The organism is Armatimonadota bacterium (genome assembly GCA_039679645.1).
In the GTDB taxonomy this organism is placed as follows: domain Bacteria; phylum Armatimonadota; class UBA5829; order UBA5829; family UBA5829; genus UBA5829.
In genome coordinates this window covers 29767-42993 of the sequence record JBDKUO010000043.1, presented here as the reverse complement: position 1 = coordinate 42993, position 13227 = coordinate 29767, and the positions used below count along the sequence as shown (strand labels likewise).

Below are 13227 nucleotides of genomic sequence, written 5' to 3'. Positions count from 1 at the left end.
CTATCAGATTGTCATAGTAGGACACATAGAAGAAGCCGTTCTCGCCCCAGCCTGTGCCCCAACTGTTTTTTATGATGAACGCCCCATTCCCAGGCGCAGCCGGTGAAAATTTGTTCTTGCTGAAGTTATCATCCCACCCGACAATACAAACCATATGGTTACCGTACTGTTCATCTCCCGTATAGTAATAAGAAGATGCAGACTCATTATATGAATCATCATCCCAATACATTCCAGTGGAAACCGCGCCATAGGTCATAACAGCCTGTTTGATGTTGTTATTATCCAGCGGGCCGGCGCGGTCAGGCAAAATGATGCCGTTCTGAAAATGTTTACGTACCGTAAGACCGGAAGGCGATGTGCAACTGTTGGGGTTGTGTGGATCATCACTTTCATTCATAGGCCCTGCCCAGCGCGCAAGGTAAGCCATCGCCATGAACTCATCACCACCAGCGCAGCATTCCTTGTCGAAACCGCTGAGGTTTTTCAAATTGTTCTGCGAGAAGTCGCATACCTCGCCGGGCATCAATATGGATTCCATAGAACCCAGAGTTGCAAATGTCCAACAGCTTCCGCAAGTCTTCTGGTCCTCAACTCTTGTGAGCTTGCCCGTATCACGCAGATCGTAATGCGACGGCAGCGCAGCCGCGACGCCATCAAAGACCCTCATTCCCTTAAGGTAAGACATATCTACAGGTGCTGGAATGAACCCACGGGGAATCTCCTCATTATTGACGCGCATAAATCTGTCCATTCGTCCGGTGACATATTCGATAAATGCAGGGTTCAGAGGCGCGCGCCGCAAAGTGGAATTCGCCCCATCAACAGCCGAAACTGTCATGGACAGCACTGTAGTAAAGATGAAAACAAGAGACGTAAAGTATCGACGTGTCGCAGAAAAAGCCATTGTTGACCACCCCCACCCTGATTTGCTCGCCGCTTCGGCAAGCGGCTAACATTTTCTCAGAGTTCCCATATAGGACGTGGACAAACCCATTTACTATAGGGCCCTGCAGGCACAAAAAAAACGGCTCCGGAAAAACCGGGGCCGTTCGATACTATTGTTAAATTATGAGCGACTAGTAAATCGCTTTCTCAGTTTCTTTTTCAAACATATGAGTCTTGGCCATATCGAAAATAAGGTCGATATCGCTTCCCTCTTTTGCGCTTGTCTCGGCGTCGATTGTGGCAAGCATCGAATGCTTCCCGGACTGCAGATACAGTGTAACGGTAGAGCCCATTGGCTCAATCACTTCGACTGTCGCCTTTACAGTGTTGTCCGGTGTAGCCTGGACCAGGTTGGTCAGGTTTTTGTCGAAGATATCCTCGGGTCGAACGCCTAAATCGACTTCTTTACCCACGTACGGCTTGAGCATTTCGACTTTATCCGCCGGAGGCTTGACTTTGAAACAGCCGCCGTCGATCACACCGCCGTCCTCTATCTTGACTGAAAGGAAGTTCATGGACGGAGTCCCAATAAAACCTGCCACAAACTTGTTTGCCGGCTTGTTATACAGCCCGAGAGGAGTATCCACCTGCTGCACCAGACCGCCACACATGACCATAATCCTATCGCCCATCGTCATGGCCTCGACCTGGTCGTGGGTCACATATATAGTTGTAATCCCCAGGCTTCGGTGAAGCTTGATGAGGTCGGCGCGGGTCTGAACACGCAGCTTGGCGTCCAGGTTTGAAAGCGGCTCATCCATAAGGAATACGGACGGCTCGCGGACAATAGCTCTACCCAGAGCCACACGCTGTCTCTGACCGCCGGAAAGCTGCTTCGGCTTTCTGTTGAGCAGGTCCGTCAGCCCGAGCATTTCAGCAGCAGTGGCCACGCGTGTCTTTATGTGGTCGCGGGGGACCTTGCGCAGCTTCAGCCCGAACGCCATGTTGTCATAGACGCTCATATGAGGGTAGAGTGCATAGTTCTGAAAGACCATTGCAATGTCACGGTCTTTGGGAGATACATCGTTTACGACTCTATCGCCGATAACAACCTCTCCAGAGGTGATCTCTTCGAGGCCGGCTATCATTCGCAGGCAGGTCGTCTTGCCGCAGCCCGACGGACCTACAAAAACCATGAACTCCTTGTTCTTGACCTCGAGGTCTACATTGTTGACGGCTGTGACTTCTTTGAAAGCCTTGGTGAGATTCTTGAGGATGACTTGCGCCATGTTAGAGGTTTCCTCCATCTTTCGCTTCGGGCTTGTCCCCATTTTGCCGAAGCAGCTAAGTTAATGATTTCCCCGGGACAGGGGGCGGTATAAGGACTACCGCAGCCATATAAAGAGATTATATGATGAGTAACGAGACCTGTCAAACAAACAAGCGTTTTTCGTATGATCGTATATCGTTTGACTGCCTGGCGCGCAGCCCGTAATATGATATCATCACAAATTTGGAGCACACGATGACAGCACACACGAAATATCTATGGTTCACTACAAATAAAAAGCGCGAACTGATAAATATAACCGGGCAATGTCAGGAGGCGCTGGAAGAGAGCGGCATTCACGAAGGTATGATGCTCGTTTCGGCTATGCATATCACAGCCGGAGTTTGGGTCAACGATAATGAACCCGGCATTTGGCAGGACGCTATGGACATGCTGGAAAAGCTTGCACCCGAAGGTCCCGATTATCGTCACCACCGCACGGGCGAAAGCAACGGCCATGCCCACCTCAAAAACCTGCTGATGCACCACCAGGTAATAATCCCTATAACAGACGGCAGGCTCGATCTGGGCCCATGGCAGACGATATTCTATGCCGAGTTCGACGGCCAGCGCCGTAAACGAGTGATTGTCAAGGTTATGGGAGAATAGCTTTACACTTCCATCACAACCGGCACAATCATAGGCCTGCGATGAGTCCGCTCATAAATAAACTTCGCGAGCGCTTTACGGCAGCCCGCTTTGACATCATCCAGGCCTTCGATGCCGTTGTCTTCTATCAAATCCTGCAGCTTTGCAAGCAGCACGCCTTTTGCCTCTTCGGTGATCTCGACGCCCAGATCTTCGCCGACAAACCCGCGTGAGAGAATATCAGGTCCTGTGACAATCTCCTTGCGCCCCTGGTCGATACCCATTACAGCAATAAGCACACCGTCCTGCGAAAGATGTTTGCGGTCGCGAAGGACCACATCCTCCACATCCCCTACCCCAAGCCCGTCAACCATAACCGTCCCGGCGGTCACTTTTTCAGTGACCTGGGCATTTTCACCGTCAGTCTCAAGGACATCGCCGGGATACATGCGAAATACCTGCTCGCTCGAATAGCCTAACCCAGCCGCCACATCCACAAACTTAGCGTAATGCCTTTGCTCGCCATGGACCGGCACAATATACTTCGGCTTCAATAGATTGAGCATAAGACGAATGTCTTCCTGATTGCCATGGCCGGAAACATGCACGTGCGTAAACGGCTCGTAGACCACATCCGCGCCATGCTTAAAGAGTCGATTGATCGTGCGCATGATCAGGTCTTCATTGCCCGGAATGGGAGTAGCGCTGATTATGACCGTGTCTCCCTCGTCTATCTTGATCTGCTTGTGCTCATCGCTGGCCATGCGCGATAGAGCCGAAAGAGGCTCGCCCTGGCTGCCTGTGGTCACAATCACGACTTCATCAGGGCTGAGATCATTGAGTTCGCTCAGTTGCAAACGCGCATCTTCAGGAACAATCAGATAGCCCAGTTCCTCGGCGATCCTGCAGTTTTCAGCCATGCTTCGGCCAACCACTGCAACTCGTCTGCCATTGCGGGCGGCAATGTTGTATACCTGCTGGATTCGATGGATATTAGAGGCGAAAGCGGCTATTATGATCCTGCCTTTGGCGCGTGGGAAGATCTTTTCAAATGTCTCGCCTACCACACTCTCGCTGGGGGTAAAGCCAGGCTTCTCAACATTGGTCGAGTCGCACAAAAACGCTAGCACGCCCTCTTCACCGACCTTAGCCAGACGGCTGACATCGGCAAGCTGACCGTCTATCGGGGTCTGGTCGAACTTGAAATCGCTGCTCTGGACAATTGTGCCCACTGGAGTCTTGATCACCATTCCTGAGGCATCGGGAATGCTGTGAGATACTCGAACGAACTCCACAGTAAACTCACCTATTTCGATAGTATCGCCGGACTGGACTTCGTAGAGCCGTGCAACATCATCGAGGTGATGCTCGCGTAGTTTATTAGATACAAACCCCAGGGTGAGAGGCGTCCCCCATACAGGCACGTCCAATCGGCGAAGCACATACGGCAGCGCGCCGATGTGGTCCTCATGGCCGTGTGTGAGCACAATACCCAGGACTTTCTCCGCGTTCTCCTCAAGAAATGTGATATCGGGGATTACTATATCGACCCCGAGCATATCCTCGTCGGGGAACATCAGGCCTGCGTCAACGATCAATATCTGATCGTTATATTGGTAAGCGGTCATGTTCTTTCCTATTTCCATGACACCGCCAAGGGGGATTATCTGCAGTTTTTGTGAGTCCATACTTGTTGCTTTATTCAAATTCCTTTTCTAACTTAGTTTTTTGAGTCGGCCGAGATCGGCAGCAGCCTTTGTGGGAGTAAACTCGATTATCGTATAGTCTACGATGCGCTTAATATAGAACGGATCATTTTTAAGTATCTCATCTATCTTGTCTCTCGAATCCAGATCGAATATTATGACTCCGCCGGTCCGCGGTTTCATCGGACCCGAACAGATGAGAATGCCTTCTTCGTTAAGCTTGTCTAAATATGCCAGGTGCGAAGGTAAAACGCGCTCGACTTCTTCAATTGGTTTTATGTATGAGCCGTATATTACGAACATCGCATTCACCTCGGACCGGGATATACTCAGTCTATCATGGCAAAGTATATCACGTTTCACATGTTAACTGCTACGTTTCGGGCTGCGTTTATGGACGGTATCTATCATTGACCGGCGAGACCAGACGCAAACAAGGTGGATAACATGACATCATCGCCTCAACCCATAGGGGTCAGTGTTGTGGCCATTTTTCTGTTGATCGGAGCCTTCTTCAGTCTCCTATGGATAGTGATGCTCTTCACATCACCAATAACGCGGGATGTTATAGCTGAGACATCCCGCTCGATCCCTGCTCTCGTGTTCATTGTTCTGGTAAATGCCGGACTTTCGCTTGCATGTGGAATAGGAATGCTAAACGGCCGCAATTGGGCGCGACTATTGTATATCGGTTTCATGCCGGTGATGATCTTGCTGGCTTTGTTCAATGGATTTCGACTCACCATGCTTGTCGGCATCGCTCAGTATATCATTTTTGCCATCATCCTGACCTGGCCATCCTCAGTAAACTATTTCACCGACTAACAAGCAATAGGCAGCAGATATTGCCGCCTATTACCTGTTACGTTATTTCCTATTTGCCCTTCACATATCCCCGCTCGATAGCCATCTCAGCGATCTGGACAGCATTCAAAGCGGCGCCTTTGCGAATGTTATCCGCAACGACCCACATATCCAGCGTGTTCGGATTGCAGGAGTCCTGGCGAATGCGGCCGACGTAGGTCGGATCGGTGCCCTCAGCAAAGAGCGGCATCGGGAAGCGGCCCGCAGCCGGATCATCGATTACTTCTATTCCCGGCCAATCGGCCAGAGCCTTACGCGCCTGGTCGGCTGTAATGGGCTTTTCGAACTCTACGTTCACCGTCTCTGAGTGCGCTCTAAAGACGGGCACGCGAACACATGTGGCTGAGACCGCCAGGTCCTCAATACCGAAAATCTTGCGGGTCTCTTTGATCATCTTGATCTCTTCGCCGAAGTAGCCGTCGAAATCATCTCTCAGAGTGCTTATCTGAGGGATCAGGTTCGCAAATATCTGAGCCGGGTAGACATCGTGAGTGATCTGTTTGCCCTCAGCATATTCCTTGGCCTGCTGCTTGAGCTCTTTGATCGCAGAACTGCCACTGCCTGAAACGGACTGGTATGTGGAAACGACTATACGCTTCATGTTGGCTATCTTATGCAGCGGAGCAAGAGCATGAACCATCTGAATGGTGCTGCAGTTTGGGTTGGAGACAAATCCCTGATGTTTTGCAATGGCATCACCATTCACTTCAGGCACTACCAGAGGCACGCGCGGGTCCATACGGAAATCATCGCCGTTGTCGACCACAAATGCACCTTTTTCGACCGCCATCCAGCCGAAGACCTGGCTTGCGCCCTTGGCGCCCTCTGTCCCGGCGAAAAATGCGATATCTATTCCATCGAATGCTTCAGCCGTGGTCTCTTTGACCTGGTACTCATCCCCATCTATCGTCTGCTTTCTAGACGACCTTGCGAGGATCACGAGGTCCGACATCGGGAAATTGCGACCACGCAGCACTTTGACCATTTCTTCGCCGACGGCACCTGCGCCGACGACTGCAACTTTGTACTTTGACACTTCCTGAAACTCCTCCTACAACAACTTGTCCAGTCCGTAGACCAGAGCTTTTATAGTAGACGCTCGCCGCACCGCGAGCAGAACGCCCGGCATAAAACTTGTTCTGTCAATACTATCGTGCCTGATCGTGAGAATCTGGCCGGTCCCACCGAAGAGAACTTCCTGATGGGCAACCAGTCCCGGCAGGCGCACACTGTGAATCTGAACCTCACTGTGCTTATCACCCCTGGCAGGGTCGTCATCGGAACCCAGCGGCTTCTCACACTCGAGCCCGGATTCCTGCCTGGACGCTTCGATCATCTCTGCTGTCTTTATGGCCGTCCCGGACGGTGAATCGACCTTCTTATCGTGGTGAAGCTCGATAATCTCCACATTGGGCATATACTTTGCAGCCTCGGCTGCAAACTTCATCATCAGCACAGCGCCGATTGCAAAGTTGGGTATCACCATCGCGCCCGTTCCGGTGCTTTCGGCCAGTTTGCCGATCTCATCAAGGTTCTGAGCGCTGATACCTGTGGTCCCAATAACCGGGACTACCCCGGCATGCAGCATTGCCCGCACATTATCCATATCGAACGGCTTGGCGAAATAGACAACCACATCCGGCTTCGACTCGGCAAGTAATTTTTTGAAATCCGCCTCTATATTAAAGCTCAAGCCGGGTACGCCCGCAGCTTCGGATGCGTTAGTGCCCGCGCCATATACGTCACATGCGCCGACAAGCTCCATATCATCAGCGCCCGCCACCGCTTTCATCACTTCGCGGCCCATTTTTCCGCATGCGCCAAGCACCGCGACTTTTATTTTATCAGGCATTTAATTCTCCGCATTACTGTTTGCTCAATTATCCAACGTTCGAATTCATCCGCAAGGCAGCCAATTACACTGACAGCATACTATCTTTAATCAGATCGGCATGCTTCTTGAAAGGACCTATGGCGGCAATCGCAAACTTCGAGTCGTCAAAAAGCTGCGAGGCGACCGACGCGACATCATCTTTTGTCACAGCCATGATCGAATCTATTATCTCTTCGAGCCTGACCAATCTGCCGAAGTACATCTCGCTCTTGGCAAGCCGACTCATCCTGTTGGACATACTCTCCTGACCAAGGACCAGCGCGCCTCGTATCTGGTTCTTTGCGCGCTCAAGCTCGGCATCGGTCACACTGCTCTTTTTAATATTGTCGCACTCGATCTGGGTAAGTTCGAGCACGTATTTGATATTCTGGATGCTGGTGCCGCCGTATATGGCAAACATGCCGGCCTCCTGGTATGAAGCAGAATATGAACCTATGGCATACGCCAGGCCGCGCTTTTCACGAATTTCCTGGAAGAGCCTTGAACTCATCCCTCCGCCAAGCGCCGAATCAATGGCAGCCAGGGCGTATTTCTCTTTGCAATCCTGAGCATAGCCGTGAGTGCCCAGGCAAAAGTGCACCTGTTGAGTCGATTTATCAATGACCCGCACATCCAGATGGACCTGGGCATCATGCATTACCCTGGGAGTTCTTTTGCCGGAAAGATCACCAAATGCTTTTGCCACCAGATCGACAAACTCGCGGTGATCTATGTTGCCTGCGGCGGAAATTACGAGCGCGTCCGGGCAGTATAACTCATGCAGATAAGCGAGCAAGTCATCACGCGTCAGATTCTTGACGACCACGCTGGAGCCGATGACCGAGTTGCCAAGCCGATGGCCCTTCCATAGCACCTCCGCAAGCAGATCGTGCACATGGTCTTCGGGAGTGTCCTGATGACGGCCGATCTCCTCAAGGACGACATTTTTCTCGCGGTCCATTTCGACCGGATCAAGAACGGAATTCAGGACCATATCCGATACGATGTCAACCGCTTTCGACAGATGCTCGCGCAGCACTTTGGCGTAATAGCAGGTGAACTCTTTATCGGTAAAGGCGTTCAAGTGCCCGCCGAGACCGTCCATTTCATCGGCAATCTGTTTCGCGCTGCGGGTGTGCGTACCCTTAAAAAGCATATGCTCAATAAAGTGGCTGATCCCCATGCGCGAGTCGATCTCGTCACGAGAACCCGCGTGCGCCCATATCCCAACAGACACGCTGTCGACATAGGGCACGTGTTCGCTTAAAATCCGCACTCCGTTTGGAAGAACCGTCTTGCTAACCACGATTTACCTTTCATCGCCAAAATGGCCAAAATGCCACCGTATGTCCCGCACTCAATAACGCGGATAACACTCCCGGTGGCATGAAAAGTCTAAAAGTTGTAAAGTCTAAAAGTCAAAAAGTTAAGCGTCCGGATTACATTCGCCTTAACTTTCTGACCTTTTGACATATTGACTTTTTGACTTACTGATTATCTCTTGGGACGAAATCTCGCTCCAGGCCCGTCACCGCCTTCACGCGGTCCACGATCACGGTAACCTCCACGGTCGCCGCCATGCGGTCGCCCGCCGCCGCGTCCGCCGCGAGGCTCGGGGGGCGGCGCTACGTAGTCTTCGTCACCCTCGATCAAACCACGGCGTGTCAGACGAATCTTTCCATCGGGACTAATCTCGATTACCTTAACCAGCAGCTCATCGCCAAGCTGGCAGACATCTTCCGTCCGCTCGACACGTTCTTTGGCAAGTTGGGAGATATGAACCAGACCATCCTTGCCGGGAGTAAGCTCCACAAATGCACCGAATGGCTCGATCCGGGTCACCTTGCCGGTATATACCTCGCCGACCTGGACCTCTTTGGTGATGTCCTCGACGATCTTCTTAGCTCTCTCGCCACCGGCAGCATCGACCGCAGTTATATAGACATGGCCGTCCTGCTCGATATCGAGCTTCGCGCCGGTTTCGGCTTCGATCTTTTTAATGACCTTGCCGCCTGGGCCTATTATGTCACCGATCTTGTCGGGGTGGATTTCCACGACAAATACTCTCGGCGCATACTCGCTCATGTTCTCCCTTGCTTCAGGGATCGCACTGGCGATAACGTCCAGAATCTTCATTCTGGCTTCTTTGGCCTTCTGCAAAGCTCCCTCTACTACGTCGCGAGTGAGACCATCAGTCTTGGTGTCCACCTGAATTGCAGTCACGCCATTGCGGCTTCCGGCAACCTTGAAGTCCATGTCACCATGGAAGTCCTCAAGACCCTGGATGTCTGTAAGCAGGACTTTCTTATCTTCACCGGTAATCAGACCGATCGAAATACCTGCAACAGGTGCCTTAAGCTTCACTCCCGCATCCAATAATGCGAGGGTACATCCGCAGGTGCTTGCCATCGATGTGGAGCCGTTAGACTCCATAACATCGGATGTCACCAGCATAGCGTATGGAAATTCCTCAGTCGGAGGAATCATAGGCCGAAGAGCCTTCTCCGCAAGCGCGCCATGACCGACTTCACGTCTTCCGGCGCCCCTCAGCGGGCTGACTTCGCCGACGCTGTATGGTGGGAAATTATAGAAGTGCATAAAGCGCTTCTCTGTGTCTTCCTCGAGGCTGTCCACTTTCTGCGCATCATCCAGTGAGCCGAGTGTAAGTGCAGTAAGCACCTGTGTCTGTCCTCTTGAAAACAGAGCTGACCCGTGAACTCTCGGCAGGAAACCGACTTCGGCCTTAAGTGGGCGGATTTCGTCCAGAGCCCGGCCGTCGGCGCGCGCGCCCTCTTCGAGGATCATCCGGCGAACCTGCTTTTTAATTACCTTATAGACGATCTCGCCGATCTCTGCTTCGCGCTCAGGATATTCTTCAGCCAACTCATTCTTTAGCTGCGCTTCCAGATCGAAAATTGCCTTTTCTTTAGCTGCGTTTTCGGGATTCTTTATAAACTCGGCTATCCGAGGGGCAATCTTTGGAGCGATCTCTTCATAGAGTTCGGGGTCCGGCGCAAGAATCGGAACCTCAACTTTAGGCTTGCCGACTTTCTCGATCAGTTCACGCTGAAGCGCAACAAGTTTGTCTATCGCTTCGTGCGCAAAATCCATCGCTATCATCAATTCGTCTTCGGTCGCTTCGCCCGCTTCGAGCTCGATCTCCATGACCTTGCCGTCCATGCCCGCGACCACAAGTTCCATATCGGACTCATTGATCTGCTCGATTGACGGGTTCAGGACGAGTTCGCCGTTGACTCTGCAGACCCTGACGCAAGCCAACGGACCGCCCCAGGGAATATCAGATATCGCGAGTGCAGCCGATGCAGCCGTAACCGCCAGAACATCAGCGGGTGACTCCGGCTCCATTGAAATAGGCATCGCGATGACCTGAACGTCATTTCGCATGCCGTCGGGGAAAAGCGGCCTCATAGGCCTGTCGATTAAACGAGAGGTGAGAACAGCCTTCTCAGAGGGACGTCCGCCCCTTTTCACAAAACCGCCGGGGATCTTACCGACGGCGTATTTCCTCTCTTCATAATCGCAAATAAGAGGGAAGAAGTTCATTCCTTCCCTCGGTTTAGCGCTCATGGTTGCCGTGGCCATAACTATGGTTTCGCCACAGCTCAGCAATACCGCGCCATTAGCCTGGTTTGCTATACGTCCCGTCTCCAGGGCAATAGTCTTACCGCCAAGCTCAATCTCCACTTTGTTAATTGTCATTCCGAATATATTGTCTCCTAGCGTCTAATGCCGAGCCGAGCAATTACCTCACGATATCGGGTGATATCCTTGTTGCTCAGATAGTTCAGAAGCCTTCTACGCTGGCCGACCATCATCAGTAAGCCTCTTCTGGAGTGGTGATCTTTCTTGTGCTCCTTCAGATGCTCGGTGAGCTGGTTGATCCGAGCGCTGAGCAGTGCTATCTGAACCTCAGGCGAACCCGTATCGCCGTCGTGCTGCTTGTACTCGTCTATTAATACTGTTTTCTTTTCTTTAACAAGCGCCAATTAATTGCACCTCCAAATCAAAATGCAAAAGCCTGTCTGTCAGCCTCAATGCCGCCCCACATAGCTTTTGCATTTCGACTCATACCTTGTGAGTGTACCACAAATAAGAATCGACTGTCAAATCTACTTCGACAAACCTAATTTTGTAAGTTCCGCGCGTATTGCCTTCTCCCCGGGGTCACCTCTAAAGACTGTCTTCACTACCGCATTTTTGTCGAGCACGAACGTGACCGGTATGCCGCTGACACCATAAATATCGGCTACTTTCATGCCCTGATCCGTACCTCCGAAAGCCACAGGAAATGTTACGGACTTTGACTTCATGAAATCCCGAGCGTCCTTGGCGCTTCTATCAAAGCTGACGCCGACTATCTCCAGCCCAGCAGAGTGAAGGTCGTTGTATATCTTTTGAACCACCGGGACCTCAGTACGGCAGTGCGGACACCAACTTGCCCAGTATACCAGAAGCATAGGTTTTCCGAAATAGCTCGAGAGCTTTATCGCGCTTTTCCCATCCACACTCGTCAGTTGAAAGTCAGACGCCTTGCTGCCTACCGATACCACAGCGCTCGCAGACGCAACTAATGCGAAAATCGCCAATATGACGACTGACAGGGTCATATACTTTTTTGTTGTCATGCACGTCCTCCGTTTGCAAAAACTGCATAAATTTGTGCTTTGAATATATACCCCAATTTTGTTGACACGCTCTATATGGGTAACTATAATGCTCGTGTTAGATATAGTGCGTTTAGCCACACTAACATGTTCAGAAATAACATATATCGCGGGGATGGATGGATGGAATTTACAAACGACTATCTGGCCTATATGGGCAAAGCGCCCAAACGTGTGCCGCATTGGGAGCATTGGTCGTGCCCCGATGCAGAGACCTTTCTGACGGGTATCGATTACTATGAACACCCGAAGCGCTGTCGTCAAAAACTTCGGGAGCTATATCCGCAGCTTGCTCTTCCGGTATTCGAGACGGATGATCCTAAGCCGCGTCCCACTCTCGGTTCCGATGGGGATACCGCAAATACGGACGGCGAAGGCCTCCATCATGTCCGCTGGGGCGATTCCGAGACGAGTCACTGGGACTGGGGAAATCGGTTCAAAAGCGCAGAGGACGTGTTTGCCTACTCTCCGCTTGAAAATATCGATCTGACCGGCGTGCCGATTAATGAAGGTCGGGACTATTCGAGCGTTGACGTAATATACAATGCATATCGACCGGGATTTCCAGCCGAGTGGGGAGACACTGCGCCCGAAGGCTCAACGGCAATGGTCAGCTTCTACAATACTACTTTTATGTGGCCGCTGCTGACATTCGGGTGGGAGCTTTTTCTTGAGACTTGCCTGGATGACAGGTTCGAGCGCATAATGGACGAATTCGCAGAAATCAACAGGCGGCTCTTCACGGCTTTTGCCAAGCTGCCGGTCAATTTCGTCGTCTGCCATGACGATATCGTAAACACCAGGGGTCCTGTCTGCTCACCAGCTTGGATGAATAAGTATGTGTTCCCCAGATATGAGGAGTATTGGAGCATACTCAAAGCCGGCGGTAAAAGGACTATCTTTATGTCCGACGGATGCATGGACCGTTATGCAGACGATGTTATGGCATGTGGTGCGACAGGCATCATCACTGAACCCCATACTGACTTCAAAGCTATTGCACACAGATACGGTGATATTTTTCTTGCGGGTGAAGGGGATGTGCGCATACTTATGCGAAATAATCCCACGGAGATACGCGCCATGGTCGAGAGCATGGTGGAGACTGCCAAAATATGCGGCGGCTACTTTATGTGCATCGGAAACCAGATCCCATGGAACACGCCGCCGGAAGCCATTAAACTATACCTTGACCTTTCAGCCGAACTCGCTCATCGATAAACGGCACTGTATCGGGCCACTAAAGATGAATATTGGGAGGCTGCGTCCTCTCCCGTGGGAGAGGGCCGGGGC

At 51.5% G+C, this 13227-nt stretch carries 13 protein-coding genes; 3 read left to right on the top strand and 10 right to left on the bottom strand.

Translation table 11 applies throughout. From position 1 onward, the window contains the following. Both ABFD83_09065 and ugpC read right to left on the bottom strand, forming a co-directional pair. Window positions 1-907, bottom strand: a 907-nt coding sequence (locus ABFD83_09065) for a C1 family peptidase (GenBank protein ID MEN6357219.1), incomplete at its 3' end; no start/stop codon positions are given. Window positions 908-1079: 172 nt separating this feature from the next. Then, window positions 1080-2177 carry a sn-glycerol-3-phosphate ABC transporter ATP-binding protein UgpC gene (gene ugpC, locus ABFD83_09060; GenBank protein MEN6357218.1) on the bottom strand — a complete coding sequence of 366 codons (1098 nt, stop codon included), beginning with the start codon at window positions 2175-2177 and terminating at the stop codon, window positions 1080-1082. Between the two features lie 236 nt (window positions 2178-2413). On the opposite strand from ugpC, the gene ABFD83_09055 reads away from it, so the two are divergent. After that, window positions 2414-2827, top strand: coding sequence for a secondary thiamine-phosphate synthase enzyme YjbQ (locus ABFD83_09055; protein MEN6357217.1), 414 nt, complete (start codon window positions 2414-2416; stop codon window positions 2825-2827). 2 nt (window positions 2828-2829) lie between these two features. Here ABFD83_09055 and ABFD83_09050 read toward each other — a convergent pair whose 3' ends face one another. Beyond that, window positions 2830-4494, bottom strand: coding sequence for a ribonuclease J (locus ABFD83_09050; protein MEN6357216.1), 1665 nt, complete (start codon window positions 4492-4494; stop codon window positions 2830-2832). A 27-nt stretch (window positions 4495-4521) separates the two neighbouring features. Next, window positions 4522-4875, bottom strand: coding sequence for a YciI family protein (locus ABFD83_09045; GenBank protein MEN6357215.1), 354 nt, complete (start codon window positions 4873-4875; stop codon window positions 4522-4524). Between the two features lie 84 nt (window positions 4876-4959). Here ABFD83_09045 and ABFD83_09040 point away from each other — a divergent pair, with 84 nt between their 5' ends. After that, a complete protein-coding gene (locus ABFD83_09040; GenBank protein ID MEN6357214.1) occupies window positions 4960-5337 on the top strand; it encodes a hypothetical protein in 378 nt (125 codons plus the stop codon). Window positions 5338-5386: 49 nt separating this feature from the next. Here ABFD83_09040 and ABFD83_09035 read toward each other — a convergent pair whose 3' ends face one another. From ABFD83_09035 to ABFD83_09010, 6 genes are all read right to left on the bottom strand, one after another. Next, on the bottom strand, window positions 5387-6412 hold the full coding sequence (locus ABFD83_09035) for an aspartate-semialdehyde dehydrogenase (GenBank protein ID MEN6357213.1): 1026 nt from the start codon (window positions 6410-6412) through the stop codon (window positions 5387-5389). A 15-nt stretch (window positions 6413-6427) separates the two neighbouring features. Next, window positions 6428-7228 carry a 4-hydroxy-tetrahydrodipicolinate reductase gene (gene dapB / locus ABFD83_09030; GenBank protein MEN6357212.1) on the bottom strand — a complete coding sequence of 267 codons (801 nt, stop codon included), beginning with the start codon at window positions 7226-7228 and terminating at the stop codon, window positions 6428-6430. A 64-nt stretch (window positions 7229-7292) separates the two neighbouring features. Continuing rightward, a complete protein-coding gene (locus tag ABFD83_09025; GenBank protein MEN6357211.1) occupies window positions 7293-8555 on the bottom strand; it encodes a pitrilysin family protein in 1263 nt (420 codons plus the stop codon). Between the two features lie 188 nt (window positions 8556-8743). Then, window positions 8744-10969: a polyribonucleotide nucleotidyltransferase gene (locus ABFD83_09020; protein ID MEN6357210.1), complete on the bottom strand. Its 2226-nt coding sequence runs from the start codon at window positions 10967-10969 to the stop codon at window positions 8744-8746. A 17-nt stretch (window positions 10970-10986) separates the two neighbouring features. After that, window positions 10987-11256 carry a 30S ribosomal protein S15 gene (gene rpsO / locus ABFD83_09015; GenBank protein ID MEN6357209.1) on the bottom strand — a complete coding sequence of 90 codons (270 nt, stop codon included), beginning with the start codon at window positions 11254-11256 and terminating at the stop codon, window positions 10987-10989. A 123-nt stretch (window positions 11257-11379) separates the two neighbouring features. Continuing rightward, the gene (locus ABFD83_09010) at window positions 11380-11895 is read right to left on the bottom strand and encodes a TlpA disulfide reductase family protein (protein MEN6357208.1); all 516 of its coding nucleotides are present in this window, start codon (window positions 11893-11895) and stop codon (window positions 11380-11382) included. 162 nt (window positions 11896-12057) lie between these two features. On the opposite strand from ABFD83_09010, the gene ABFD83_09005 reads away from it, so the two are divergent. Beyond that, a complete protein-coding gene (locus ABFD83_09005) occupies window positions 12058-13155 on the top strand; it encodes a uroporphyrinogen decarboxylase family protein (protein ID MEN6357207.1) in 1098 nt (365 codons plus the stop codon). Window positions 13156-13227 lie beyond the last annotated feature (72 nt).

Coding starts and splice junctions, on each gene's coding strand:
- ugpC (MEN6357218.1), bottom strand. CDS start 2,177: ATGGCGCAAGTCATCCTCAAGAATCTCACCAAGGCTTTCAAAGAAGTC.
- ABFD83_09055 (MEN6357217.1), top strand. CDS start 2,414: ATGACAGCACACACGAAATATCTATGGTTCACTACAAATAAAAAGCGC.
- ABFD83_09050 (MEN6357216.1), bottom strand. CDS start 4,494: ATGGACTCACAAAAACTGCAGATAATCCCCCTTGGCGGTGTCATGGAA.
- ABFD83_09040 (MEN6357214.1), top strand. CDS start 4,960: ATGACATCATCGCCTCAACCCATAGGGGTCAGTGTTGTGGCCATTTTT.
- dapB (MEN6357212.1), bottom strand. CDS start 7,228: ATGCCTGATAAAATAAAAGTCGCGGTGCTTGGCGCATGCGGAAAAATG.
- ABFD83_09020 (MEN6357210.1), bottom strand. CDS start 10,969: ATGACAATTAACAAAGTGGAGATTGAGCTTGGCGGTAAGACTATTGCC.
- ABFD83_09010 (MEN6357208.1), bottom strand. CDS start 11,895: ATGACAACAAAAAAGTATATGACCCTGTCAGTCGTCATATTGGCGATT.
- ABFD83_09005 (MEN6357207.1), top strand. CDS start 12,058: ATGGAATTTACAAACGACTATCTGGCCTATATGGGCAAAGCGCCCAAA.